25 protein-coding genes and 8 pseudogenes are annotated in these 23416 nt (G+C 53.1%); 6 read left to right on the top strand and 27 right to left on the bottom strand.

The window, feature by feature from the left end:
• From BBW68_RS19785 to BBW68_RS20725, 19 genes and pseudogenes are all read right to left on the bottom strand, one after another.
• Positions 1-132: phage tail-collar fiber domain-containing protein (locus tag BBW68_RS19785; RefSeq protein ID WP_148127622.1), on the bottom strand; the 132-nt coding region annotated here is incomplete at its 3' end.
• 5 nt (positions 133-137) lie between these two features.
• Positions 138-734 (bottom strand): annotated as a pseudogene (locus BBW68_RS09750) (hypothetical protein).
• Positions 727-1911 (bottom strand): baseplate J/gp47 family protein, encoded by a 1185-nt coding sequence (locus BBW68_RS09745; protein ID WP_070135210.1) that lies wholly within the window; start codon positions 1909-1911, stop codon positions 727-729. Before BBW68_RS09745 ends, BBW68_RS09750 begins: the two are co-directional and overlap by 8 nt.
• A pseudogene (locus BBW68_RS09740) lies at positions 1908-2237 on the bottom strand (DUF2590 family protein). The gene BBW68_RS09745 and the pseudogene BBW68_RS09740 overlap by 4 nt, the downstream one beginning before the upstream one ends.
• A pseudogene (locus BBW68_RS09735) lies at positions 2237-4252 on the bottom strand (phage tail tape measure protein). Before BBW68_RS09735 ends, BBW68_RS09740 begins: the two co-directional pseudogenes overlap by 1 nt.
• Complete coding sequence (locus BBW68_RS20730; RefSeq protein WP_420835345.1) at positions 4249-4389, bottom strand: DUF6890 family protein; 141 nt, start codon at positions 4387-4389, stop codon at positions 4249-4251. The pseudogene BBW68_RS09735 and the gene BBW68_RS20730 overlap by 4 nt, the downstream one beginning before the upstream one ends.
• A gap of 50 nt (positions 4390-4439) precedes the next feature.
• Positions 4440-4697 (bottom strand): putative phage tail assembly chaperone, encoded by a 258-nt coding sequence (locus BBW68_RS09730; protein ID WP_070135209.1) that lies wholly within the window; start codon positions 4695-4697, stop codon positions 4440-4442.
• Positions 4684-4872 carry a hypothetical protein gene (locus tag BBW68_RS19780; RefSeq protein ID WP_083264868.1) on the bottom strand — a complete coding sequence of 63 codons (189 nt, stop codon included), beginning with the start codon at positions 4870-4872 and terminating at the stop codon, positions 4684-4686. The genes BBW68_RS09730 and BBW68_RS19780 overlap by 14 nt, the downstream gene beginning before the upstream one ends.
• Positions 4844-5173, bottom strand: coding sequence for a hypothetical protein (locus BBW68_RS09725; RefSeq protein ID WP_070135208.1), 330 nt, complete (start codon positions 5171-5173; stop codon positions 4844-4846). Before BBW68_RS09725 ends, BBW68_RS19780 begins: the two co-directional genes overlap by 29 nt.
• A pseudogene (locus BBW68_RS09720) lies at positions 5173-5515 on the bottom strand (M15 family metallopeptidase). The gene BBW68_RS09725 and the pseudogene BBW68_RS09720 overlap by 1 nt, the downstream one beginning before the upstream one ends.
• The gene (locus BBW68_RS09715) at positions 5512-5808 is read right to left on the bottom strand and encodes a phage holin family protein (protein WP_070135207.1); all 297 of its coding nucleotides are present in this window, start codon (positions 5806-5808) and stop codon (positions 5512-5514) included. The pseudogene BBW68_RS09720 and the gene BBW68_RS09715 overlap by 4 nt, the downstream one beginning before the upstream one ends.
• A gap of 9 nt (positions 5809-5817) precedes the next feature.
• A pseudogene (locus BBW68_RS09710) lies at positions 5818-6273 on the bottom strand (phage protein).
• Positions 6270-7397: a DUF2586 domain-containing protein gene (locus BBW68_RS09705; protein ID WP_070135206.1), complete on the bottom strand. Its 1128-nt coding sequence runs from the start codon at positions 7395-7397 to the stop codon at positions 6270-6272. Before BBW68_RS09705 ends, BBW68_RS09710 begins: the two are co-directional and overlap by 4 nt.
• Positions 7394-8098 carry a hypothetical protein gene (locus BBW68_RS09700; protein WP_070135205.1) on the bottom strand — a complete coding sequence of 235 codons (705 nt, stop codon included), beginning with the start codon at positions 8096-8098 and terminating at the stop codon, positions 7394-7396. Before BBW68_RS09700 ends, BBW68_RS09705 begins: the two co-directional genes overlap by 4 nt.
• Positions 8095-8577, bottom strand: a complete 483-nt coding sequence (locus tag BBW68_RS09695; RefSeq protein ID WP_070135204.1) for a phage tail protein — start codon at positions 8575-8577, stop codon at positions 8095-8097. Before BBW68_RS09695 ends, BBW68_RS09700 begins: the two co-directional genes overlap by 4 nt.
• A complete protein-coding gene (locus BBW68_RS09690) occupies positions 8574-9026 on the bottom strand; it encodes a head completion/stabilization protein (RefSeq protein WP_070135203.1) in 453 nt (150 codons plus the stop codon). Before BBW68_RS09690 ends, BBW68_RS09695 begins: the two co-directional genes overlap by 4 nt.
• A 96-nt stretch (positions 9027-9122) precedes the next feature.
• Complete coding sequence (gene gpM, locus BBW68_RS09685) at positions 9123-9821, bottom strand: phage terminase small subunit (protein ID WP_070135202.1); 699 nt, start codon at positions 9819-9821, stop codon at positions 9123-9125.
• Between the two features lie 10 nt (positions 9822-9831).
• Positions 9832-10860 (bottom strand): phage major capsid protein, P2 family, encoded by a 1029-nt coding sequence (locus tag BBW68_RS09680; protein ID WP_070135201.1) that lies wholly within the window; start codon positions 10858-10860, stop codon positions 9832-9834.
• Positions 10861-10894: 34 nt separating this feature from the next.
• Positions 10895-11714 (bottom strand): annotated as a pseudogene (locus BBW68_RS20725) (GPO family capsid scaffolding protein).
• 185 nt (positions 11715-11899) lie between these two features.
• On the opposite strand from BBW68_RS20725, the gene BBW68_RS09670 reads away from it, so the two are divergent.
• The 3 genes from BBW68_RS09670 to BBW68_RS09660 are packed head-to-tail and all read left to right on the top strand — an operon-like array spanning position 11900 to position 15023.
• Complete coding sequence (locus BBW68_RS09670; RefSeq protein WP_070135200.1) at positions 11900-13660, top strand: terminase large subunit domain-containing protein; 1761 nt, start codon at positions 11900-11902, stop codon at positions 13658-13660.
• A 20-nt stretch (positions 13661-13680) separates the two neighbouring features.
• A complete protein-coding gene (locus BBW68_RS09665) occupies positions 13681-14700 on the top strand; it encodes a phage portal protein (RefSeq protein WP_070135199.1) in 1020 nt (339 codons plus the stop codon).
• A 53-nt stretch (positions 14701-14753) separates the two neighbouring features.
• Positions 14754-15023: an Ogr/Delta-like zinc finger protein gene (locus tag BBW68_RS09660; RefSeq protein ID WP_148127621.1), complete on the top strand. Its 270-nt coding sequence runs from the start codon at positions 14754-14756 to the stop codon at positions 15021-15023.
• Positions 15024-15049: 26 nt separating this feature from the next.
• On the opposite strand, the gene BBW68_RS09655 is transcribed toward BBW68_RS09660, so the two are convergent.
• The 5 genes and pseudogenes from BBW68_RS09655 to BBW68_RS09640 form a co-directional block, all read right to left on the bottom strand.
• Positions 15050-15301, bottom strand: a complete 252-nt coding sequence (locus BBW68_RS09655) for a hypothetical protein (protein WP_070135197.1) — start codon at positions 15299-15301, stop codon at positions 15050-15052.
• 9 nt (positions 15302-15310) lie between these two features.
• Positions 15311-17965, bottom strand: coding sequence for a toprim domain-containing protein (locus tag BBW68_RS09650; protein WP_070135196.1), 2655 nt, complete (start codon positions 17963-17965; stop codon positions 15311-15313).
• Positions 17966-18000: 35 nt separating this feature from the next.
• Positions 18001-18219, bottom strand: coding sequence for a ParE family toxin-like protein (locus tag BBW68_RS20720; RefSeq protein WP_083264867.1), 219 nt, complete (start codon positions 18217-18219; stop codon positions 18001-18003).
• 2 nt (positions 18220-18221) lie between these two features.
• A pseudogene (locus BBW68_RS09645) lies at positions 18222-18760 on the bottom strand (3'-5' exonuclease).
• Positions 18761-18799: 39 nt separating this feature from the next.
• Complete coding sequence (locus tag BBW68_RS09640; protein WP_070135195.1) at positions 18800-19135, bottom strand: hypothetical protein; 336 nt, start codon at positions 19133-19135, stop codon at positions 18800-18802.
• Positions 19136-19439: 304 nt separating this feature from the next.
• Here BBW68_RS09640 and BBW68_RS09635 point away from each other — a divergent pair, with 304 nt between their 5' ends.
• Positions 19440-20438 (top strand): phage integrase, encoded by a 999-nt coding sequence (locus BBW68_RS09635; protein ID WP_070135211.1) that lies wholly within the window; start codon positions 19440-19442, stop codon positions 20436-20438.
• A 121-nt stretch (positions 20439-20559) separates the two neighbouring features.
• On the opposite strand, the gene raiA is transcribed toward BBW68_RS09635, so the two are convergent.
• A complete protein-coding gene (gene raiA / locus BBW68_RS09630; RefSeq protein WP_070135194.1) occupies positions 20560-20898 on the bottom strand; it encodes a ribosome-associated translation inhibitor RaiA in 339 nt (112 codons plus the stop codon).
• Positions 20899-21162: 264 nt separating this feature from the next.
• Positions 21163-21894, bottom strand: coding sequence for an outer membrane protein assembly factor BamD (gene bamD / locus BBW68_RS09625; protein WP_070135193.1), 732 nt, complete (start codon positions 21892-21894; stop codon positions 21163-21165).
• Between the two features lie 134 nt (positions 21895-22028).
• On the opposite strand from bamD, the gene rluD reads away from it, so the two are divergent.
• Both rluD and BBW68_RS19775 read left to right on the top strand, forming a co-directional pair.
• Positions 22029-23009 (top strand): 23S rRNA pseudouridine(1911/1915/1917) synthase RluD, encoded by a 981-nt coding sequence (rluD, locus tag BBW68_RS09620; protein ID WP_070135192.1) that lies wholly within the window; start codon positions 22029-22031, stop codon positions 23007-23009.
• Positions 23006-23110: pseudogene (locus tag BBW68_RS19775) on the top strand (peptidoglycan editing factor PgeF); the annotation flags it as partial. The gene rluD and the pseudogene BBW68_RS19775, both read left to right, overlap by 4 nt.
• A gap of 66 nt (positions 23111-23176) precedes the next feature.
• Here the strand turns inward: BBW68_RS19775 and BBW68_RS09615 are convergent.
• A partial coding sequence (locus tag BBW68_RS09615) for an integrase core domain-containing protein (protein WP_070135191.1) occupies positions 23177-23416 on the bottom strand: 240 nt, incomplete at its 5' end.

The following is a 23416-nucleotide window of genomic DNA, read 5'->3' as shown; positions in this document are numbered from 1 at the left end:
ATCGACGGGCAAGGCCGGGTCTAGCCCCGGAACCAGCGCAAAAACGAACTCATCGAGCAGGACAGGCTCACCCGTCGCAGCCTGCTGCGCTTTCCACTGCTCAAATACCAGCGTGATAGCGGTCTGTGACATAAAAACTACTCTCCCTGTAAGCGTGCGCTGAATGTCGCGCTGCTGGTTTCCGTGCCGGCAATCCTCGCCGGATAAACAACATATTCACCCTGATCCCACCCTGCCCGGATGGCTAAGGTTTCAGAGGTAATCACCTCAAACTGATAGCGCCGGCACGTGCGGCCGTACTGGCGAATAATCTAGATCATCAGCTGCGTGTTGTCGGAGATCTGGCTGTCGGTGACGCGAACCAGTATCACGTCCCAGTCAATCCCCGGCTGACGCTCCAGCAACTCCACATAGCCAATACCCAGGCGGTCGAATATATTGATAAAGCCCTGGACGGAGCCGGCATCGGCCGCATTCACAAAGGCGTAAGCGACACGCCGGCGGAACAACTTCAGCGGTTCACCGTTAAACCGGCTGATATCCCTGTCCCATGCGATGAGACCCAGTATCGTTTCGTTGCAGGTCAGCGGGTCAAACTGGCGCAGCGGCCACGTTATCCAGCTGTAAACCTCCGCCCAAAAGGTCTGCGCCGCTTTCAGGAGCTTTTGCGGCTCACCCTGATCCATCCATGACGGCAGCATCATCCCGGCCAGCTTTTTAAGAGAATCATTCATTCTGTAAATCCACCCTCAGAGAGTTCAGCCGCGGCACGCTGAGTTCACTGGTGATATCTTTCAGCGAAAATTCCAGCGAATCCGTGTCTGGGAACGTCTTGTGGATCTCACGCCCCAGCTGCGAGAAGAAAAAACGCGCGTATGGCCACGTCTTCTTCACGTCATAGTCGGTATTCTCCCGAAAGGCGCAGCGGATAAGGTTTTCAACCCCTTTGTTGAGGTTGTCCTGCTGCTCCTGCTCCAGGTTGCTCAGGTTTTTAACCCATACCGTGGCAACCAGATCGTGACGGGTTTCCGGCATGGCAAAACACTGCATATCATCGCCGTGGCCATGATGCCCCTGCGTGTTGATATAGTCGTTGACGGCCTCAATAAACGGGTCTGACGCCACGCCGCTGTCCAGCAAAAGATACGCATTGGCAGTACCGGGTCCGCGCGGCGCGTCGTGCTCAAAGAAGATCCGGTCAATACTCAGCCCCGCAACGCCGGCAATCATCGAACGATACACAGCATCGGTATGGTAATTTCCGACCAGATTAAACTGATTACGGCAGCGTTCGCGCAGCTCGTCGTCGCTCTCCTCGTCCGCCCCCGGTACCGTCAGCCAGTTTTCTTCACTGGCGACGTGGCTGATACCGTCCACGGCCACCGGCAGAATGCGGAAATAGCCCGGCGCAAGATTGTACGCTCCGCCCGTTCCTGTCGCCTTTACCGCCAGCAGTGCGTTAGCCGTACCTGAAGGAATCGTGACATCAGCGACGGTGGAAACGGCATACCCTTTGCCATTAATACGCTCGGTCTGAATCACCGTGCCGGCTTTGACCGTCACAGCCTGTTTTACATCATCCTTGAAAAAGCGGATCACACCTTCGGCCGCACTGGCCGGTTTTGGGGTGACGTTCACCGCCCAGGCAAGGAGACGCAGCATCTGCCCCGTGGCGGTGGCTACAAACATACCGGGCATGACCACAGCAACCAGCGCATCTTTAAGCCACATCACCGGCGCGGTAACAATCGCCGTAATAAGCCGCCAGAACGGCGACATACGGGACGTGTTGGTAATCAGCCCTTCATTGGCCACGACGGCATCGAAACGGGTACGCACCTCATCTTCCGTGATCGGCATACCACTGGCTTTCACTACCTCTTCAAAATCGACCTCTGGCTTTTCCGTCATAGGTTCACCTGATATGTAATGCTGCCAAAATCATACGTACCGGCAGTCACCCGCAGCCGCTTCGCGCTCTCTTCGCGGATTTCCACCGTACCTGGCACAATGCGATCGTCGCTTTCAACCAGCAGTTCCAGCTGGGTAAAAATATCTGCGCGTAATGTCGGGCTGCGCTCGGCAATTAACTAGGTGGCCAGCCCGCTTTCGATAATCGAGTGCACAACATCCTGCCCGATACTTTTGCGGTTATTGCACAGCTCTAGCTCACTGCCGGTATTAAGTACAAAGTTTCGCCCCTCAATAAGCAGGTCGATATAAAGCACATCACTCATTAATTAAGTTCCTGCCATTCCATTAGCTGAGCGGGTGAAAGCGCTTCTTTTGTATGGAAATGCACTTCACCAATCGTCTTGCTGTTGTCCGTTACGGCTTTTGAATTTTTACTGATAGTGCTGCTGATTCCGCCCCGGTCGACGCCTTTTAGTTGCCCCCCGGTTGAGAGCGTATTGGCTGTCAGCGACTGCTGAATATTGCCGGCGTAATTATTCTGCATAACGGGCGGCATCACTCCGCCCGCAACTTCAGGATTTACGGGATTAACAACAGGAGACAGCTTAATATCCACGCCGGGGATTTTGTTCAGTTTGCCGACAATCCAGTTCCAGGACTTCAGGAACCCGCCTTTGATGGTCTGCCAGATATTGTCAAACAGCGACACGATGCCGTTGGCCATGCCGCTTAATGCCTTTTACGGAGAAAAGCCGGTGAGCAGCGCAATGAAGCTGTTCCAGCCGGCGACGATCGAATCCCATGCGGAGTCGAACACACCCGCCAGCCACTTCACCACTTCCGCCGCAGCCTTAAAGGCGGCGCTGTCCATGACAGCGGCTTTAATGGCATCCCAGTGCTTAACCAGCAGGTAACAGCCCACGACCAGCGCCGCAATCGCTGCGATGATCAGAAGCACCGGCCAGCTCATCAGATTGAAACTGATTCCCGCCAGCATCGCAGCCATACGCACCGCCAGCAGCACGCCGCGCAGGGTTTTCAGCACAATATTCCAGGCTAAAACGGCTTTCTGCGCCAGCCAGACAACCACGGTGTACGACTTCACGACCGCAACCAGCAACCGCCATACACCGGTCAGCCCCATGATGATGAATTTAGAGACACCCATCACAATATTGGCGCTCGCCCCCACGGCAGCAAAACCCAGCAGTGCCAGCGTGGCATACCCGATAACGCGCGCGATGTTGGGGAACATCTGCATCCAGCGGGCAAAGGTCTGCCCCATATCGGCCAGGCGGTTCAGCACCGGATACAGCACGGGGATCAACGTCAGGCCAATCACCGTCTGAATAGATTTCAGGATTTGCACAAAGCGATCCCACGGCTTGACCATCTTTTGCGCCATTTCCTGCGTGCGCTTCAGTCCGTCAGCCCCGCCCAGCTCGGTGATATTGCGTTGAAGTAACGCAACATTGCCATACAGCTGTTTCACTACTGCTGAACTGTCACCAAAGGCGGCATCCAGCTCCGCCTGCGCTTTCAGGTTGCCATCCAGGCTTTTACCGTACTTGTTTTGTAGCTTCGCCAGCATGTCAGGCATGGACAGCATTTTGCCGTTAACATCGGTAAACGACAGCCCGAGCTTTTTAGCGCCATCAATCGCGCCGGTCATAAAGCCCTCGTACGCGCTGCTGGCCTCCGTTCCGAGGGTGCGTTGCAGTTGTCCCAGCACCGCCAGCTGTTCATCCATCCCGACGCCGTAGTTCGTCCCGACGCCACGTGCACCTTCCATCAGGTCTTTGATGGTTCCCATCTCGGTACCGAAGGTTTTGCGCATGTACACCATCTTGCCCGCCAGCTGTTCGGCAAACGGGACTTTACCCAGCCTCGCCGCCTCAGCGGAAAAGTTGCCGAACATCTGTCCCATGAATTCCGTGGTTTCGGCAGCGGTGGATTTCATGGCAAACGCCAGCGTATTGGCGACTTTCGTCACCTTCGGCAGCTCGGTAGTGCTCAGGCCGGCGATTGAGGCGTTGATGTCTTCCGTTGACTTCACGAACTCCACCGCACTGGCACCGTAGGTCATGCTGAAGCGCAGCGCATCACGCTGCACGGTTTTCAGCGAAGTATCATCAATACCTTTTGCGGCGGCATCGTTTAGCGCGTCATACATCTCAATCGCCGGCGACAATGCCCCCTGAATGGCCAGCGAACCGGCACCAATCTGCTTAAAGGCATTTTTTGATTTTTCCGCAAAGCCGGATACGCTGGCCTGCGCCTGTTTTAACGGGCAGGTCAGTTTATCAATCAGGCTTAATGTAAAATCTAATTGTTTCATTCCGTGCCTTTAAATGCCGTGCTAATTCCGTTAGCCACCGCAACGCGCATATTTTCCCAGTGGGGATTATCCAGCCATATGGCAGCGGAAATATCATCCACGGTATCTTCCCCGTGCGGGAGATAATAACGGCGCAATATCAGATATTGTTCGAGTCCATTCTCTTCAATAGTCTGGACTCGTCTGGTTAGTTTTTTACTTCAATTTCCAGTTCTGGCGCATAAATCTCGTTAACCTTACCCGCAAGCTGAAGCGCAGCACCGGGACGTTTTAAAATATCGGCCAGTGCTTCTTTGCTTTCCGCAGCCACAATACGCGTCAGATAACTGTGCGCCGGCACGACTTTATTATCCATCGCCATTTCATTAATGAATTTGTTATAAGCCGTCTGGTTAGGTTTAAAGGTAATATCCTGACCACAAACAGTAAGATTAATCTTTTCCATAAATAACACTCTCTCTTAAATTAATTTCATCAACAAGCTGGTTATGCCGGGCAGCACACTGCCCGTATAAGTCCAGATAAAGGGTTAATAACTCAGCTGCATCACGCCCTGTCGTTCCGGCCAGACGCGGCAGCTGCGTGGTACATTTAGTTTTCAGGTTTTCCTGAAAGCGCACGCTCGGTACCGGCTGCGGCTTCGTTGTACATGCTGACAAAATCATCAGACAGGCAACGATTGGTAAAGACCGGCTTGACCACTTCGGTACGAATTTCACGCGGTGGCGCATTTTTTAAAGCCTCCAGCTGCTCCTCCAGTTTTCGTCCCGACGCGCTGGCCGCGTCTGCCAGCTGCTTTCCGGTAGCGGTGGCCGTCTGGCTTATCGCAAGGTCAATACTGTCCCGCTGCCACCCTGCCACCGTCCAGCCGCTACAGAACGTCAGGACAACCAGAAGAATTCTCACCACAGGATGTTCCATCAACGAACCCCGTTGTGTTCCAGGCTGAAGTGATTGCCATCCGGACGGGATTTAAAGCGCCCGCCCCACGTACCGCCCAGCGATTCCCAGTACTCGCCCAGCGGCAGGTACGCCGCGCTGTCGGTCTGGTACTGGCCGTTAATGAACAGATTGAAGTCCACGGCCAGACGCTGGGTATGCAGGCTGTTGGTGATACCGCTGCCTTTTTTTCGCATTCAGTGCGGCCTGCTCAGGCGTGCGGTACGCTTCACCGAACGTCAGGCGATAGCCGTGTTCTTCCGCCCACTGGATCAGATTTGCCACCATTACGGTGAATAGCTGTTGTTTTTCGCTCAGAGTCATTTCCCTGCCCCTTTATTCAGAAAACCGCCGATCCCTTTTTTACGCAGCCAGGCTTCCACACCGTTCAGACCCAGAATCCCCAGCCCCGAACCAATGCCAACCAGCGCCAGCGGATGAATGTCCGGTACCACATACAGCGCCACGCCGCCCAGCAGTGACAGCGCACTGCCAACAATCAGGCGACCGGCTAGTAAACGGACGGTGATAGGCTCACCGCTGTTCAGCATTTTTCCCAGCGCAATCAATGCTCCCATGATGGCCAGCGCAATAAATCCTTTTTCGTACTCCTGCATCCCTGCCTCTTATCCAATCAGGTTTTCCGTGGCTTCCGCTTCCAGATACGGAATGCCGTCAATGTTGATAAATTTGGGGCTGGTCACGAGAAACTTAATTTTTCGCGTGGAAAGCGCCCCGCCTTTGGGATCGAGATCCAGAAGGTTATTCAGCAGCAGCTTGCAGCCGAACGCCTCCACCTTGGTTTCTTCGTTGCCGGCTTTGGCATAGAAAAGAAAATCCAGCTCAGGAATGCCGCGCCACGATCCGGCAGACTGCGCGCGGGCTTTGATGGCGGTCAGTGCCTTGGTGGCCAGCTCCAGCTCACCTTCGGCGGACACGTCACCATCCACCCAGCCATCCGGCACGCCGCGCGTCTACGCTGCTGCCGTGTTGTCGGTGATATCGAGAGAGATTTTCTCCGCATGGACCAGCTCGCCATCCATATAGAAGTCGAAGGACATGCCCGAAATACGTCTGGTCATGAGTTTGTCTCCAGGCTGGCATCCAGCAACAGGCTGATCGTGATTTGCAGCGGTACCTCATACGTACGCACCACAATGTAAATATCGACGGCCTTTTTGTTCTTCCAGACGATCGTGATATCGCCATCCTGCGGCGGCTTCACTTCGCCGGGGAAGGACACGCCGTTAATGTTTGCGGCCGTGGACATTTCGCGCAGCGGACGGGCAAACAGCGTCTGGTGTGCGGCAATACTGCCCGGCGTGCTGTTAAGCGCACGGTCGGCAATTTTGCCAATAGCCAGCAAACGCACGCGACGCGCGGCTTTATCCACAATACGCAGCGTTTCAATGGACTGATAATCGCCGCCCTCGACGTCCAGCGTGCGACCGTCAGACCAGTAATAGCCGTCATAGTCCGGATACCACATCGGCACGCTGTAGCGCTGTGCCTCCAGTGCCTGAAGCGTGGCCAGCTCCAGCACCGCACCGGTACCGTCTTTCGGCAGCTCATCGCTCCCCATGCTCAGCAGCGCCCCGGTCTTCACCCGCGCGGGGCTGTCGGCAATGGTGACAGCACGATTGCACAAGCGGCCGGCAAGCACGCCCGGCTCGTTACCCCAGAGGCGGGGAACCAGCTGTACAGCTTTCTTGGCAATGCCATCCTGAAGCGTGGACAGGCGGGTCAGATAATCGGCCTGCGCCTCCTCATCCTGCATCCCCTGCACCGCCAGAATGAACCAGACCCAGCGACCATATTTCGCCGTCAGTTCCGATCGCAGCGTTGCCGCCTGGTTAATGGTCGCTTTTGCAGTAACATCATTCGACAGCACCACACCTTCAACCGAACAGGACACCTGCGCGGCTTTAACCGCTGCCACCCACGCATCCGGCTCGCTGTCTTCTGCCAGAACATGGACAAATCCCCACCAGTTCTGACCGGCGTTTGCCAGTGAGGCCAGCACATCGTTCTTTAACGGGCTGTCACCGTCACCCAGCAGCGTGTCAAAATCGCTCTGCGCGTTGACGGCCAGCGTCTTTCCTACATTTGTTGAACCGGTACCGATAAACAGCAGCGTGCGCTCCACCTCATTGGTTTCACCCAGCTGCTGGTTTACCTGATTCACGGTTACGTTTGGCCAGGTCATGCTCTCCCCCTGATATCCTGCGCGTTAACATCCAGACCGAACCCGACAGCCTGAAGCTGTCGCGCCAGCGCTTTGTTAAAATCTTCCTGACCAATCCCCAGAAACGCCCTGGCAGGTAAATCAATCTGCCAGGAGGTTTTGACCGGCTTATCCTCCAGTTTCCGGATAAGGAGACCAGCCTGACGGGCGGTCATTTTTTCCTGAATTTCCTTATAACCGGGTTTACGCCAGCGCTTACCGCGCCTGACTTTGTACCCGGCTTTGCGCAGGCGCTTCGCCTGTCGCAGTGAGGCAGGCTTATCCCCCTGCTCACGGCCTGTCACCTGCTTACGGTTAACGGTGACGCTCATCCCGTTTTGCTGGACATACCCCACGACGCCGGCAGAGAGTTTCCCCTTAGCGTTGCGATAATGACCGCCGGCAAGATACAGCCTGACGGACTCGGTTTCCGGCATCTCCCGGATGCGGATAAGTTTTGGCATGTTGCGCAGCATCTTGCCCTTACGCCGCGTCTGCCTTGCCGCCCACTTATCCCCTTCCGGTGACTGCTGGTTACGCACATTTCGCTTAGCCGCTGCCTCCACGCCGTATTTGGCCATACGCCACAACAGGCGGCGGCGCTTCGGTGGCGGTAACTCCAGGCTGGCCAGCGCCGTCTGGAGCTGCCGGAACTGCTCCTGATTCAGCTCTCCCTGAATCATTTTTGCCCCTCAGTAAGCGGGAAAATGGTCATTTCTTCCGCCGTCCAGACCTCCGGCTCATCAAGCCGCCAGAGCTGGCCATCAAAGGGGATCTCACCTTTGGGATCGGGAACCATGTTGAGTTCTTCCGCCATAGGGAGCGTCACCACCATGATGGCCGTCTCCTGGTCGATGGTTTCGATATCGAATTCCGGCAGCTCGCTGTCAATGCCGGTTTCCTCCAGCAGCCCCCGCTCATCCTGAGTCAGCCAGGACATAAACAGCGCCATCAGGATTTTGGGATCGTACTCACGGTAGGGATAACGCTCCCACGTCAGGACGGCGTTATAGCGGATGATGGCGAGGCGATACTGCCCCAGCCCGTTATCCCGCTGTGCCGGAATGAACGTGATTTCGTCCATCTGGCTGTCAAATCCCTGCATTGCCCGCTTTGGCATGTTCGCTATGAGAAAATCGGTCAGTTGTTTAAGCTGGCTCATATCATGGCCACCGTAATACGTTTAAGCCCCTTGATACGCCGTACCGTCAGCGTGGATTCGGCAATCAGGCTTGAACGCGTTTCGTCGCTCTCCTGCCCTGGATGGCTCTCACGCCGCCCAACAGACGCAAACTCCCCCATCAGGTCAGCTTTGGCGCGGGCATATACCGCCTTGCGGTAGCGGGCGCACAGCAGGTTTTCCCCGTCGATCTCCACTCCCGGCACGGCCTCGGCGCTGGTGTGGCCATCACCCTGATATTTAGCGGCGATCTTAACGAGATCGTCATTAATTTCGCCGGCTGCGGTCAGCAGTGCCTGGCGGATGGTGGCCGCGTCGATATCGGCCGGAATGGTGCGCTGGGACTGAAAATCCTTCACGCTCAGGTCTGGCCAGAAGCCATCATTCGTCAGAATGGCATCATCAAAATCAATCGAGGTTCCGCTGAACATCCTGTTTCTCCGGAAAAAAAGCGGGCAGACCGGTTTCCACGGGCGATATGCTTATGCGATCCCCTCCACCGCGCCCGCTTTCGGGTCGGTAGCCTTTTACTTATCAAGTACCCGCAGACGTGCAGCGATACGCTGCAACATCGTGCCAACACCACATTTAGGGTCGAATCCCTTCGCCTGCTCCAGCAGTTCCTTCGCCCTGAGCAATACGTCCCTGTCTTCCGTTGCCGCTGCGCGTGGCTCTCCGTTTTCATCGCGCAGCAGGTGCAGACCGGCAAACTTCAGGTATTTGGCCTTGATGACCTCATACACATTCCAGTGCTGCATCACATTCTCCAGCGTGCGGCCGAAATACGGCTCTACATCATGCCCCTCAACGGCTTCCGCTTCCGCCCAGGACAACACCGTATCCGCCACAAACACCGGGAACGTACTGCCGAACGCGGCAGGGGTTTCCTGCCCCAGTGCTACGGCCACGTCCGCCCAGTCAAGCGCCTGGTCAAACTGGCCAGTATCAAACAGCCAGACGACACACCAGGCAAAAACGGGATTCTGATTCGCACCGTCACCGTCAAGCCACTCCTGCGCCGTTGGTATCCAGCGCGGCAGCAGTACATCCCGCTTGAACGCCATACGTTCGGCTCGGCTCTCGATGGCCGCAGCCGCGGCAACATCTTTTTCGAGCGCCACGAGCTGAATATGCAGGCTGGTTTCCGTGTCCAGCGCCTGCTGCTGTCGCAGTAATCGCTCTGCTTCAATTCGTGCGCTGTGGCGCTGTGCCGGTGACAGTTGCATCAGATTCCCCTTACTCTCCAGCCGGTGGCGTAACCGGTGCCCCGATAGTTACCGCACTTTCATCAAACGCGGCATACAGTTCCGGATACTCAACCGCATAACCTTCGTTACGCAGGTATTTGTTTTCGTACTGTTTACGGTCTTCCACAAACTCAGCGTTACGCTGGCGCGTGCCGCGCTGGGTGTAGATGTGCAGGTTAGGCAGCGTGGTGACGATCATACGTTTACCCGGCATAAACGGCTTGACGTAAGCCGTGCGGCCGGCAATACTGTCGGACAGCAGCTGCGCGGCGATCTTCTCGGTCGGCTTATCCGCTTTCTGATACAGGCGGAAAGATTCAGCCGCCACCAGGTCAGCGCCAACCAGCACCACCAGACGCGGGTCGTTACGGTACTGCGCCGGGATTTTGGCGTTGATAAGGTCGGATGCCATCGCATCGAGGGACACGTAATCGCCTTTACCGTCGCCGTCGAGCACAACAGAATCGGTGATAATCTGCTGGCCAGCCTTCCATTCTTTGACGATCTGGTGCCAGCCCTTGTTCACGTCTTCACCGTTCGGGTTCTTCTCGGCGTCCGTGGTGTCCTCAATGGTTTTACCGTTAAAGCCGATACGCAGCATATCCAGCGCAAAAGACAGGTTGGTAAATTCCTGGACGCGCTGGAAGAACTCACCTTCATCGCCGGCGTTCGCCCAGACAGACAGCAGTTGCCAGGTCAGCGCCGCACATGAATCGGTTTCGACCAGCTTGTAGTCGTTACCGCTCACGTCCACTTTTTTACGAAAACGCCCATCCTGCACGCACCCGGTATACAGGCCAGAACTGCCAACCGGCACAACTTGCCCCTGTAACTGGTCAACATCAGCAACAGTGATCAGATTCAGAAAGTCAGACTGTTCCATCAACGCATTACGCAGCTGGGTCTCTTTCGGGTCGGTCAGCGCAAACCAGCGATCATCTTCATTAGCGCCGTAGGATTCACGCAGCCCCGTGTGGTACTGACGCAGAAACTGACGGGCTTTTGCATTCAATTGCATATTCTTTTTCCTTAAAGAAAATCAGCATCATCCCTTACAGGAACTTGAAGCCTGTTTTGCCCTTGCTGAACTGCTTGTTCGGCAGCCTGGTGATTTTATCGTTCAGCTTGCTGAAGCCCTTCACCAGCTCCGGCAGGTTGCCGACCAGACGCGCGAAATCTTCGGTGTCCACCACCTCTTTCACGGTATCAACATCGTCCTGCACATCGGACATGGCTGTTTCAATCGCGGTTACGCGATCTTCCAGTGAGGCCAGCGCATCCGCCAGCGCCTGCAATGCATCGGACGGTGCTGGATCCGGGTCAGGCGTCTGTTCCGGTTCTTCGATACTAAAAAAATGACGCCAGCCTTTTTTTTGCTGATTTTGACATTCCCTTTTCCTTTTTAAATTCCCTGACTTCATCAAACGCCAGCGGCTTATATGGCCCCACGCGTTTTCCTTTTGTGCGGCTGAAACGTAGCCGTGTAGTATTTACCCCGGCCGGACTGTCAGTAACAGCCAGCCCTTCCAGATAGGTTTTCCCTGTACTTCTGAAATTGCCGTCCGGTGTAAACTCCGGTGATAAAAATAAAAGCTGACCTTTCGCATTTGCCTGAAGCAATGCAATTGCCGGACAGAGACGGGCATATAAACGAAGAATACCTTCATCATCCCGCTCGGTTTTTACTTCCAGCACTTCCCCCATATTCCCGAAGTTTCGGGTATGTTCCGGCCATAACAGCGCGGTATATACATTGGGGTCATATAATTCAGCTGCATCAAGTAACCACTGTTCTTCAATAGCTCGCTTATCAAGCGTTTCACCCGCAGTGGCGATACAAATCCAGTTTGTTGCCAGTTGTCAACCTGACATATTGCCTCCGTTCATGCTGCGAGTTTCAGTATCACCAATAAAAGACGCTCACGCACTCCAGTTATTTCGGAGAAATTCGGATATGCCTGTTAACCGAATTAAGAAGAATTAATTTTCGAAATTTTCGGCTGAATTGTTGAATAATTCGCTTATTAACTAAGGCAGAAATTAAGGCAAGGAAGCCGATGGCGAAATACAGCGAAGAACTAAAAGGAGTGGCAAGGGCGCTATACCTGAAACGCTATATCCCGCAGGAAATAGCCAGCGAACTTAATTTACCAAACCGGCGAATCGTTTATTACTGGGCGGAGAAATATGCCTGGGCGGAGCTGCTCAGTCATGAGTCTACGGAAGACGCGCTCAATCGCCGCGTGCAGTCGCTGACGCTGCGTGAGGGTAAATCGGAGCTGGAGCTGCGCGAGCTGGACAGTCTTGTGGCGCATCTGGTGAAACTCCGTGCGCAGCATAATAAGCATCAGGAAAAGCTGGCCGAAATTAAGCACAGCGAAGGTGACGCAGCTGCACCGCGCCAGTCTGGTGACGGGGACAAATCGCGTAAGCGCGGAAAATACAAAAAGAACGATATCAGTAAGCTCACCCAGGAGGACTTTGACCGGTTCGCGCAGGAGACCCTTTTTGGGTACCAGAAGCACCTGCGTGCTAATCTTCATCAGCAAATCAGGAACATCCTGAAAAGCCGCCAGATTGGTGCGACCTGGTATTTTGCGATAGAAGCGTTTGAAAATGCGGTGATGACGGGCGATCCGCAAATCTTCCTCTCGGCATCCAAAGCCCAGGCGGAAGTCTTCCGCAGCTACATCGTGAACATCGCGGAGAAATATTTTGGGATTGAACTCAGCGGCAACCCCATCCGCCTGTCCAACGGCGCGGAGCTGCGCTTTCTTTCCACCAACAAGAATACCGCCCAGTCCTACAGCGGCCACCTGTACTGTGACGAATATTTTTGGGTGCCGAACTTCGCCAAACTTAACGAAATTGCCAGTGCGATGGCCACGCACGACAAATGGCGCACCACCTACTTTTCCACGCCCAGCAGTAAAACCCACCAGGCTTACCCGTTCTGGACGGGGGAAGAATGGAAGCGCGGCGACAAAAAACGCTCCCGGGTCGAATTTCCGACAGAGAAGCAGCTGCGTGACGGCGGACGCCTCTGCCCTGACGGTCAGTGGCGCTACATCATCACGATGGAAGATGCGATCGCTGGCGGTTTTCACCTGGCCAGCATCGAGAAGCTACGCAACCGCTACAACCGCGATACGTTCAACATGCTTTATATGTGCGTGTTTGTGGACAGTAAGGACAGCGTATTTTCGTTTTCCCACGTTGAGCGCTGCTGTGTGGATCCTGCCACCTGGGAAGACCATGACGAAAACCTACCCCGGCCGTTCGGCAACCGCGAGGTGTGGGCGGGCTACGACCCGGCACGCAGCGGCGACACGTCCACCTTTGTGATTGTCGCGCCTCCCGTACTGGCCGTCGAAAACTTCCGCGTACTTCGGGTCTTTCACTGGCAAGGGATGAACTGGAAGTGGCAGGCGGCGCAGATTAAGAAGCTGTTTGGCCAGTACAACATGACCTATATCGGCATTGATATCACCGGGCTGGGTAGCGGTGTCTTTGAAGATGTTCAGCACTTTGCCATGCGTCAGGCTGTTACGATCCGCTACGGCGTCGAGACTAAAAATCGGCTGGTGATGAAGATGATCGACGTTATCGAAGACGGTCGCGTGGAATGGGATAAGGAGCAGACGGAAATTGCCGCCAGCTTTATGACCATCCGCCGCACGGCTACTGCCAGTGGCAACGCCATGACATTTGTCGCCGATCGCACAGCAGAAACAGGACACGCAGACAGTTTCTGGGCTATCGCCCACGCTATCGACAATGAACCACTCAATTACGGGAATCAGCGTAAATCCCGCTAGGGAAACTTAGGGAAAGCAGTATGAAGAAACGCAAATTCAGGGAGCGCCGCAACGCCCCAAAAACACGTCATATGAGCCTCATCAGCCTGGGTAAACCTGAACCCATTCTGACCACCGGCACAAACTATACCGACGTCTGGTACGACAATCAGGCAGAACACTGGACGCTGCCAATTGACCGGCTGGCGCTGGCGCAGCTGGTCAACCTGAATGCACAGCACGGCGGTGTACTGTATGCCCGCCGCAACATGGTGACGGCTAACTATGAGAATGGCGGGCTGACGCATGAGCAGCTCGGCGCTGCCGTATTCGACTGGCTGACGTTCGGTGATGTGGCCATTCTGAAAGTGCGTAACGGATGGGGGGATGTGGTGGCGCTGTATCCGCTGCCGGCGCTGTACACCCGCCAGCGTAAAACAGGCGAATTCGTCGTACTGCAACAGGCTGAACCGATGATTTACCCGGAAGAGGATATTATTTTCCTGAAACAGTACGATCCGCAGCAGGCGATCTATGGCCTGCCGGACTACATCAGCGGGATTCACTCCGCTTTGCTGAACAGTGAGGCAACAATCTTCCGCCGCCGCTATTACCACAACGGTGGCCACACGGGCGGCATGATTTATTGTAACGACCCGAACATGACCGACGAGGTTGAAGAAGAAATTATCAGCAAGCTGGAACAGTCGAAGGGGATCGGGAACTTCAGCACCATGTTCGTGAATATCCCCAAAGGGGATCCGGATGGCATCAAATTTATCCCGATTGGCGATATCAGCGCCATAGATGAGTTTCAGAATATCAAGAGCATCAGCGCCCAGGATGTTCTCACCGCGCACCGCTTCCCGGCCGGACTGGCAGGGATTATCCCGACGAACGGTGCAGTAATGGGAGATATTGAGAAAGCGGCCAAAACCTACCGTAAGGCTGAAATTTTACCCATTCAGCGTATGTTTGCGTCGGCAGTCGCTAGTCAGCCGGAAATTCCACAGCATTTGTACCTGAATTTCCTGAAGGACAGCGAGCTGGAAGGTGATTAATGCGCCCAAAAAGGCTAAAATATAGGCGTTTTCAGGGTCATGGAGCGCGGAATATGCGGGTACTAAAAGTAAAATGTCCGGAGTGCAGGGCAAAGGCGATCATCAAAAAGACGAATCCCAAGCATCCGCATATTTCAGATATCTACTGCGCGTGTTCAGATGTGGAATGCGGTCATACCTTCGTGCTTAACCTGACGTTCTCGCACACGTTAAGCCCCAGCGCCAAAACCGGGGACTTGATGGTGCAGACGATCCTTAATTCTTTCTCGCCAGAACAGAAGCAAATGACGCTGGATTTATTGAAAGCCGGGATGGCTGCATAGAAAAAGGCACCAGTTGGTGCCTTGTTTTACGCGCTTGCTTCAGTCTTGATAAAGGCAATGCCATCTTTGAGGAATGCGTGATAGTTTTTCCCACTTAAAGGGGAATGCACCACAGCAGTTAACGGCAGCAAAACATCAACAACGTTAGCAAATTTCTCAAAACTGATATCAAAGTGCTCCATTGTTAGTTCATCAAAATCAGTAGTTTCATAGAGTTCATCACTGATATTGAACAACCCCATCAGCAATTCCTCATACGAAAAATAGTCCTGTTTCATCCTCTCCCCTTACTTTTCTCGCTGGAAAATCCAGCACCGGAAGGTTTCCGGCATTCTTTGCACTTCACCTTTGCCACGGTTATGGCGTTCACTCACCGCGCTGCGCGTGGTTTTAGTGTCGATAAAACGGCGTTCGTTGCCGTTTTTAAGCAGCTTCTTGATTTCGGTTAACGTGAACGGGATGCGCTGCCGGTGGGCGGCGGCAACTTCCTCCAGATGGTTAAAGTTGACAGCAATTTCCCCTTCATCTGATGAATGGTTAATACCATGGGGTGCCAGCTCGTCGAGGTAATCAAACATCTCCCAGAACTCCTGAACCAGTGGGTGATCCTTTTTAAGTGCCTGACAGCGTTCCACGGCCAGCGCGGTGATGGCTTTACGGGTTTTCTCGATACGTTCCACCGGTACCGGCACAACAAGCGCCAGCGCTTCGAGCAAACCGGCCAGCTGAGCGTGATTTTTGGCGATACGTATATGGCGGATATTGGTATTGGACTCCAGCTCACTACGGGCGCGCTCATAGCCCTGGCCATACACTTGCAGAATTTCTCTTTCGCGCATGGTGGCCAGCAGCGTAAAACCGGATACCTGGCTGACAGGTATTTGCTCAAGACGTTCGGCAGCATAGCGGGTCTGAACTGACTGGCCGCGCTTGTCATAGATATGGATGATACGCTCCAGAAACGCCTTGCTGCCGTCTGTGTCGGCGTTCTGCGCTATCACTATGCTGCCCCTGAATGGCGGCTCGTATGTCTCGTTATTGTTCGATTTGATACCCACAGCACGGGAGGCACGGCCGTTATACAGTGATTTCAGCTCGTCCCAGTCGAAAGCGCGTTGTTTAGCGTTGTCTGTGGTGCGATCACCCTCAATCAGCACGACCGGCAGATTGCCGACCTGAGCGAAGTTACGGCCGCGCGCGGCTGCGGTCGATTTGGACGGGTCAAACCCTTCATACTCTTCACGGCCAGCAAGTTTCCACAGGAATTCAATCAGCGTGGATTTACCTGTGCCGGGTTCACCCACGATTTCAAGGAACGGGAAAGACTTGTCACGCTCGCGGATTTGCTCAGCGAACAGCGACCCCAGGCAGAACGCCATCGCCACATACCCTTTTTCACCAAACGCCGTCCAGATATCGTCAACCCAGCCTGTGATGAATTCGTTCAGTTTCGGATTCAGATCCAGCGCCGGCGTGAGGCTCAGGCTTTTGACGCTGGCGCTGTTGATTTCGAAATAATCCTCGTCGTTCATCTCATACAGCCGGCCATCGCAAACGGCCACGCGGTTAAACAACCAGGCGGCATAATCTTTGTTATAGCCGATGAAATTTTGCGTTTTGACCTCTTTGATTTCCGGGAGACGCATCTGGATGAACTTATCCAGCTGTTTGGTACTGCCGGTGTACACTGCCCCTTTGGCGATGTGCAGCAGACGCTTTTTGAACTCGGCGGAGCTGGTGAGCTGATTGGCCGTGAAGGTGTCTTTCACGGCTGGCCGGTTCGGCATATTGACCTTTACGTAATACCAGGACTCGTCCGTAGGTTCAGACCGCTGGAAGTAAAGCGGCGTCAGCCAGCAGTTGGCGATTTCGGTCACGCCGCCTGACTCTTTAACCGCCCGTTCTTTGGCCTCCCACTCCATAACCACTTCGGTACCGGTGTTGGTTATGCGCTCATAGGCTCGCATGTACCTGTCCAGATCCAGCTCAAACCAGTACATACGGGAGTTATGTTCAAAGTAGAAAGAGTGCCACTCGTTATGCTGATGCATGAGCAGCGCTTTCTCTGTCGGGCTTTTCGCCAGCAGGATATCGCCATAGTAGCGATAATTTTTGATGTCCGATTTGTTGAACCGGCCACGTAACAGCAGGTCATTCCAGTCCAGACTGGAGGATGATTTCACCGGCTGCGCCGCGCGAACCTTCCAGCCGGCTTCCTCGCTACGGGCAGCGAAGGCCAGCGTGTGTTTAGTGCCGGCTTTGTCGCCATCAAACGCCCATATCAGGCGTGGGCGGGGTTTCTCGCCCAGCTTTTTAGCGAGAGTATCCAGCGCCGCCAGCGGGTAGTTGTTACTGCTCAGCGTGGCCACGGCGGGTAAACCCGCCTGGCACAGACTCAGCGCGTTGAAGATACCCTCTGTGATCCAGATTTCGTTCACTTCCAGCAGGTTCACAGACGGCGGCACCCACCAGTGGCCAACATAGCTTCCTCTGATGTTCGCTTTCTGCTTACCGAAGCGCTGCGGCTGGTCAATGATACGCTCCCACGTCGCACCACACGCCAGCTTAAATTTGACCGTTGCCGAACCCATGTTATCTTTGGCAAATACCCCCTGGGTAAAGCAATCCTTAAGCGGTTCAGTGTCCAGCCTCCGCGCCTCACGCAGATACGCCTCAGCTGCGGCGTGTGGGGTTTCAGGCGTGGCCTGATAGCGCTTTGACCAGTCCTCAAAGATTTCCGGATATTGCTCCTTAACAAGGACCTGATGGCCGCAGTTGTTTTCGCGGCCACACTTCAGGATCCAGGGCTTTTCTATGCTGGTGAATAATTCGCGTTTATGGCATTTGGGACATACGCCCTGCTGCAAATATTTATCCCGTTCCTTGAATTCAAAATCCTGAACGAGCCGGCGCACAACGTCCTGCTGTATTGTGGCATTCATAATTAATCCAGATATAAAAAGTAATAAAGGCAAAACTATATTCGGTATTGTTTGTTATATCGTTCATGCGTCATTAACTCCCAGCGCCGTCCCTTATCTTTACTCAGCAAACGCCAGCGATAAGAGACATGCACAGAAAAATAATGATGCGGTTTTATAACCTGATATACCTTTTTGCCACTGTAGTATTCTGACAGCACTGAAAATACCTTGTTAATGACACTTTCACTTGCATGAGAGGTCACTGTAATCATCGTTATTTCACACTGGCTATTTTAACGAGATACATCCAGACATAAGAAACAATTTTCGCCTGATGAATGGCATCATATAAGGCATGATGTTTAACGCCCTCAAACTGGATAATGTTATGGACGTTCAGCCTAAGATTTTTGGGCAACTCCACAATTGTTGTGACATCCCTGTCATTCCAGAAGAACCATAATGGTTCACTAAACCCGCATTTTCTGCCGCATTGCGGAGAATAACATTGTCGAACGCTGCGCCGTTGCCCCACACTTGCACTTTAGAAGGGTCGGAGTACTCCGTCACAAAAGCTTCGAGATTCGCTAATGACAATGATAAATCCAGGCAATCTTCATTCAGAATTTCGCTGCGCGCTGCTGCGTCCTGACGCATCCACCAACGCACGGTACTAGCCCCCATGGTCAGGCCATGCTCTACGCAGCTGTCCAGGCTTACGCGTTGATAAAACTGCTCACCCATTTCCCCTGTTTCCGGATTGAAAAAGACAGCACCAATAGAGGTACTTGCCGCAGTTGGTTTGTTATCCATAGTTTCAAGGTCAATCATTAAATGTTTCATATCGGTTCCTTAACGTGGGGAGGCTGCAACAGGTTTAAGATGTGAGTTATTACTTTTCAATGCGGATGTCGCCAGCGACATAAGCCCGGAAATATTATTTCCGGTTGGTATATTTCCACCAAACACCATAAGCGTGATTTTGTAAAGTTCTTCAAAATCATCACTATCGTTATTAAAGCGAGCGGTAGACGTTATTCCCTCAAGGCATTTCGCCAGTTGAATATTTAATTCCATTAACTGTAAACCGTCGCTGTGGACAGAGAACGTTTCTTTATCAATGGCCTTTGCCTGTGCATGATAATTTTGCAGCAAACTACGAATGAGAGTGGCGTATTTAGTTTTCATGATAAGACCCAATCATATTTATTTTACTAACGAGCGCTTTTATCGGTCGTGAATAAACGATTCTTCCAGTCATGCCATTCAGGTGGGGCAATCTGAGCCAAATGCGCTGCATAAGCAGCCCACTCCCCCCGATGAATATAAATTTCCCCGCCTTTTTTTGGGGCAGGTTTCCCCGTCTCTCTCCCCTGATGGGCACGACAACATAACATCACCCCATTCCGCCCAGAAAATTGGCTAAACATCTGGTTTTTCTATGCGTTAGCGCAAAATTTACATAATGACTCATACATCGGAGGGCTTCGCTATGTCGATTAAGAAGCTTGATGATGGTCGTTTTGAAGTGGACGTTAGACCGCGCGGAACCTCAGGAAGAAGGATCCGACGCAAATTTGACAGGAAGGCGGAAGCGCAGGCGTACGAACGGTACGTACTGACAAACTTTCACGATAAAGAATGGCAGGACAAACCTGCGGACAGAAGACTTGTTTCAGAGTTGATCTCGCTATGGTGGAGCTATCACGGGAAGAACCACAATTACGGCGATTCATACAAAAAGCGCCTGGAGAAAATCAATCGTGAGATGGGTGAACCGCGTGTGTACGAGCTGACCCGCAATTTTTTAATGAAGTATCACGCTGACAGGTTACATAGCGGTGTATCCGCCGGAACGGTTAACAGAGATTTCTGCGTTATATCCAGCATGTTTACTCTCCTGATTGATATGGAAGAGTTTCATCACGATAACCCCTTCCATAACGTACGCAAGCTACGGCTGGAAAATACAGAAATGGCCTTTCTGTCAGATGAGGAAACACAAGCGCTTCTGAGTTCCAGTGAACTCACCGATGATGACCGCCGTGTTGTTGTTCTTAGCCTCAACACAAGTGCAAGGTGGGGAGAGTCCAGCAAGCTGGACGGCAGGCACGTGATCAAGAACAGGGTTAACTTTGTGAAGACAAAAACCGGACCTGCGCGCACCGTTCCGATATCTCAGGAAGTTGCCGATTACATACTGACACGGAAATCCGGAAAGCTGTTTGATACGAGTTATGACCGTGTACGCAAGGTGCTGCGCAAAATTAAACCGGATCTCCCAAAGGGTCAGGCAGTTCATGTTTTCCGCCACACTTTTGCAACCCACTTCATGATTAATGGCGGCAACATAATCACACTGCAAAGGATTTTGGGGCATACGAAAATTGAACAGACAATGGTGTATGCGCACTTTGCACCAGACTATTTGACCGATGCCATACGCTTTAACCCTATGCGTGGGCGCGTCCACATAATGTCCACCGACTAGGTCATTTTAGGGTGTATTAGGCACTAATAGGCGCTCGTAACGTATTGATTTTACGTTGAGCGCCATGTTTGAAAGGCTTATTAAACGCACCTGCTGGCGCGTTGTCCTCGTTTTAACAAATTTATTCTTCGTCAGCCTCAACCACGCTGAAGTCTTTCACGCTGGCGTCAGCGCGGCGCGCTTCGCCTTTATGCTGAACTTTGTTCAGCTGACGCTCCAGTTTGTTAATCAGGTCATTGATTGCCGTATACATATCTTCATGTTTGGCACTGGCAATCAGCGGACCGTTGGGCGTATTGATTGTCGCATCGGCAACAAACTCTTTCGGCTCCTTTAAAAGGACAATGTGCGGGTTTATTAGGTGGGTTTGCCACTTTTCGAGTTTGGCTAGACGGTTTTCGACATGCTGGCGAATTGCCGGAGTAATTTCCATTTGTTTACTGGTAATATTCAGAACCATAGTGCTTACCTCTCTGTCATTTCCGTCTTGGTAGGTCCAGCATACCGTGAAAAACTGATAAATGTGTGATCAATATCACGTTTTTGTCACTTTTTGTCAAGTGCGCGAAAATTGCAAGCAGGGCAGGTAAATGCCCTTTTAGGGATTGTACCCTGACATTTTAGCTGGCATTGTCGATGGGTTAACTGGGCGGGAAATTTAGCGATGGGCTGGATTTTTAGCCAAAAAAAACAGCCCGCAGGCTGCTTTTTTATTGCGTCAGGATCAGGCCTGATTAGCGGCAATAATTTTTGCTACGCGCTCGGCTTCCGTGTTCAACTGCAGCTGATGGTAGGCATTTCCCATCAATGGTAGAGCAGTACGGGTTGCCTGAGTATCCGGGTAATCTTTCAGCATTTGCTCTACACGGTTAATCACAGCAACATATGCCTCGCGTTTAGTGTAGAATTCCGCCACAGATAACTCATATTTCGCTAGGCGCTCTTTTAGGAACACTAGGCGTTTGCGTGCATCCGTCGCATACTGGCTGTTTGGATAGCCGCGCAGCAGCTGCGAGAAGTCTTTGAATGCATCACGCGCACGGGTTGGATCGCGGTCTGAGCGGTCGATACCAAAAAAGCCCTGCAATGCGCTGTTATCCAGCGCCATGTCCGTTAGGCCACGCATATAGATCACGTAATCAATGTTCGGATGGGGCTGATTCAGACGCATAAAGCGGTCGATAGCGGCCTGCGCCAGCGGCAAATCGGCATTTTTATAGTAAGCGTAGATCAGGTCTAGCTGAACTTGCTGGGAGTAAGGGCCGAATGGATAGCGGTTATCGAGCATTTCCAGTTGCGTTATTGCTCCTTTAAAGTTACCGTCCTGCAGTTTTTGCTGGGCAGTGGCATAAATCTCGGAAGGTGGGCTGTCTGGCACCACATCCTTGGAGCCGGAACATCCAGCTAATGCCAAGCTCAACGTGGCTGCAGCCACCAGATATTTCATACGCGTCATGACGATTTGCTTATCCTCAGAGTGTTATTCAGGAAGCTGTCCGTTGAGCCTCCGGTAGTAACTAGGTACGATAGCACATCATATTAAACGGCATCGCCGTGAAAACCCAACGTTAACGAAGAAGCTGTTTATTTATGGCACAACAAGTAAAACTCAACGCAACGGTATCCGAATCGCAACTCGGACAACGGTTGGATCAGGCTTTGGCCGAATTGTTCCCTGATTATTCACGTTCTCGCATAAAAAAGTGGATTCTGGACCGTCGCGTCACCGTAAACGGTGCAATTATCGACAAAACGAAGGAAAAAGTGCTCGGCGGTGAGCAAATCGTCATCGATGCAGAGATCGAAGAGGAAGCTCGCTGGGAAGCGCAGGACATCCCACTCAACATCATCTATGAAGATGACGACATTCTGGTGATCAACAAGCCACGCGATCTGGTGGTGCACCTTGGCGCCGGTAACCCGGAGGGCACGGTGCTGAATGCCTTGCTGCATCATCTCCCGGCGATTGCCGATGTGCCGCGCGCGGGCATCGTTCACCGCCTTGATAAAGACACTACCGGTCTGATGGTCGTGGCGAAAACGGTTCCTGCCCAGACTCACCTAGTGGAGTCCCTGCAGCTGCGTGAATTCACCCGTGAATATGAAGCTGTGGCTATTGGTCGCATGACGGCGGGCGGAACAGTCAACGAGCCGATCAGCCGCCACTCGACCAAGCGTACTCATATGGCAGTTCACCCGAGGGGTAAACCGGCTACCACGCACTACCGCATTATGGAGCATTTCCGCACATACACGCGTCTGCGTCTGCGTTTGGAAACCGGACGTACGCACCAGATTCGCGTGCACATGTCGCATATTAACCATCCGCTGGTGGGCGATCCGTTATACGGTGGTCGCCCGCGTCCGCCTAAAGGTGCGTCTGAAGCCTTTATCGGTACGCTCCGAGGCTTTGACCGCCAGGCACTGCACGCTACCATGCTGCGCCTTTACCATCCGATCACCGGGATTCAGATGGAATGGCATGCGCCGCTGCCGCAGGATATGGTCGATCTGATCAATGCCCTGAAGGCTGATACCGAAGAATTTAAAGAGCAGATGGACTGGTCATGAGCCTGATCGTACCGAACTGGTCGGTTCCCGTTAACGTTCGCGCGTGCAGCAGTACGCGCATGGGAGGCGTCAGTCAGGCGCCGTGGAACAGCCTTAATCTGGCACTGTTGCAAAGTTATTGATGAGTTAGCCTTTCGTGTTATTGAAAGGTTTTATCTTTAAAGACTTCAACTAATACTGGCCACAGCATTAGACTGTAAGTAGTACAGCCGCTCAGATTCGTTGGGCGTCAGACCACCGTTATACCAATGGGGCCTGATAGCGCTGTAATATCCCGTTATATAGCGAATTATCGCGCCCTGGGCTTCGCTGAAGCTGTTATAGCCCTTCGTCGGCACCAATTCGGTCTTCAGGCTCCGGAAGAACCGCTCCATAGGGGCGTTATCCCAGCAGTTTCCCCGTCGACT

The organism is Candidatus Erwinia dacicola, assembly GCF_001756855.1.
GTDB classification, from domain to species: Bacteria; Pseudomonadota; Gammaproteobacteria; order Enterobacterales; family Enterobacteriaceae; genus Erwinia; species Erwinia dacicola.
The sequence above is the reverse complement of the archived record's forward strand: the minus strand, read 5'-3'. Positions and strand labels throughout refer to the sequence as shown.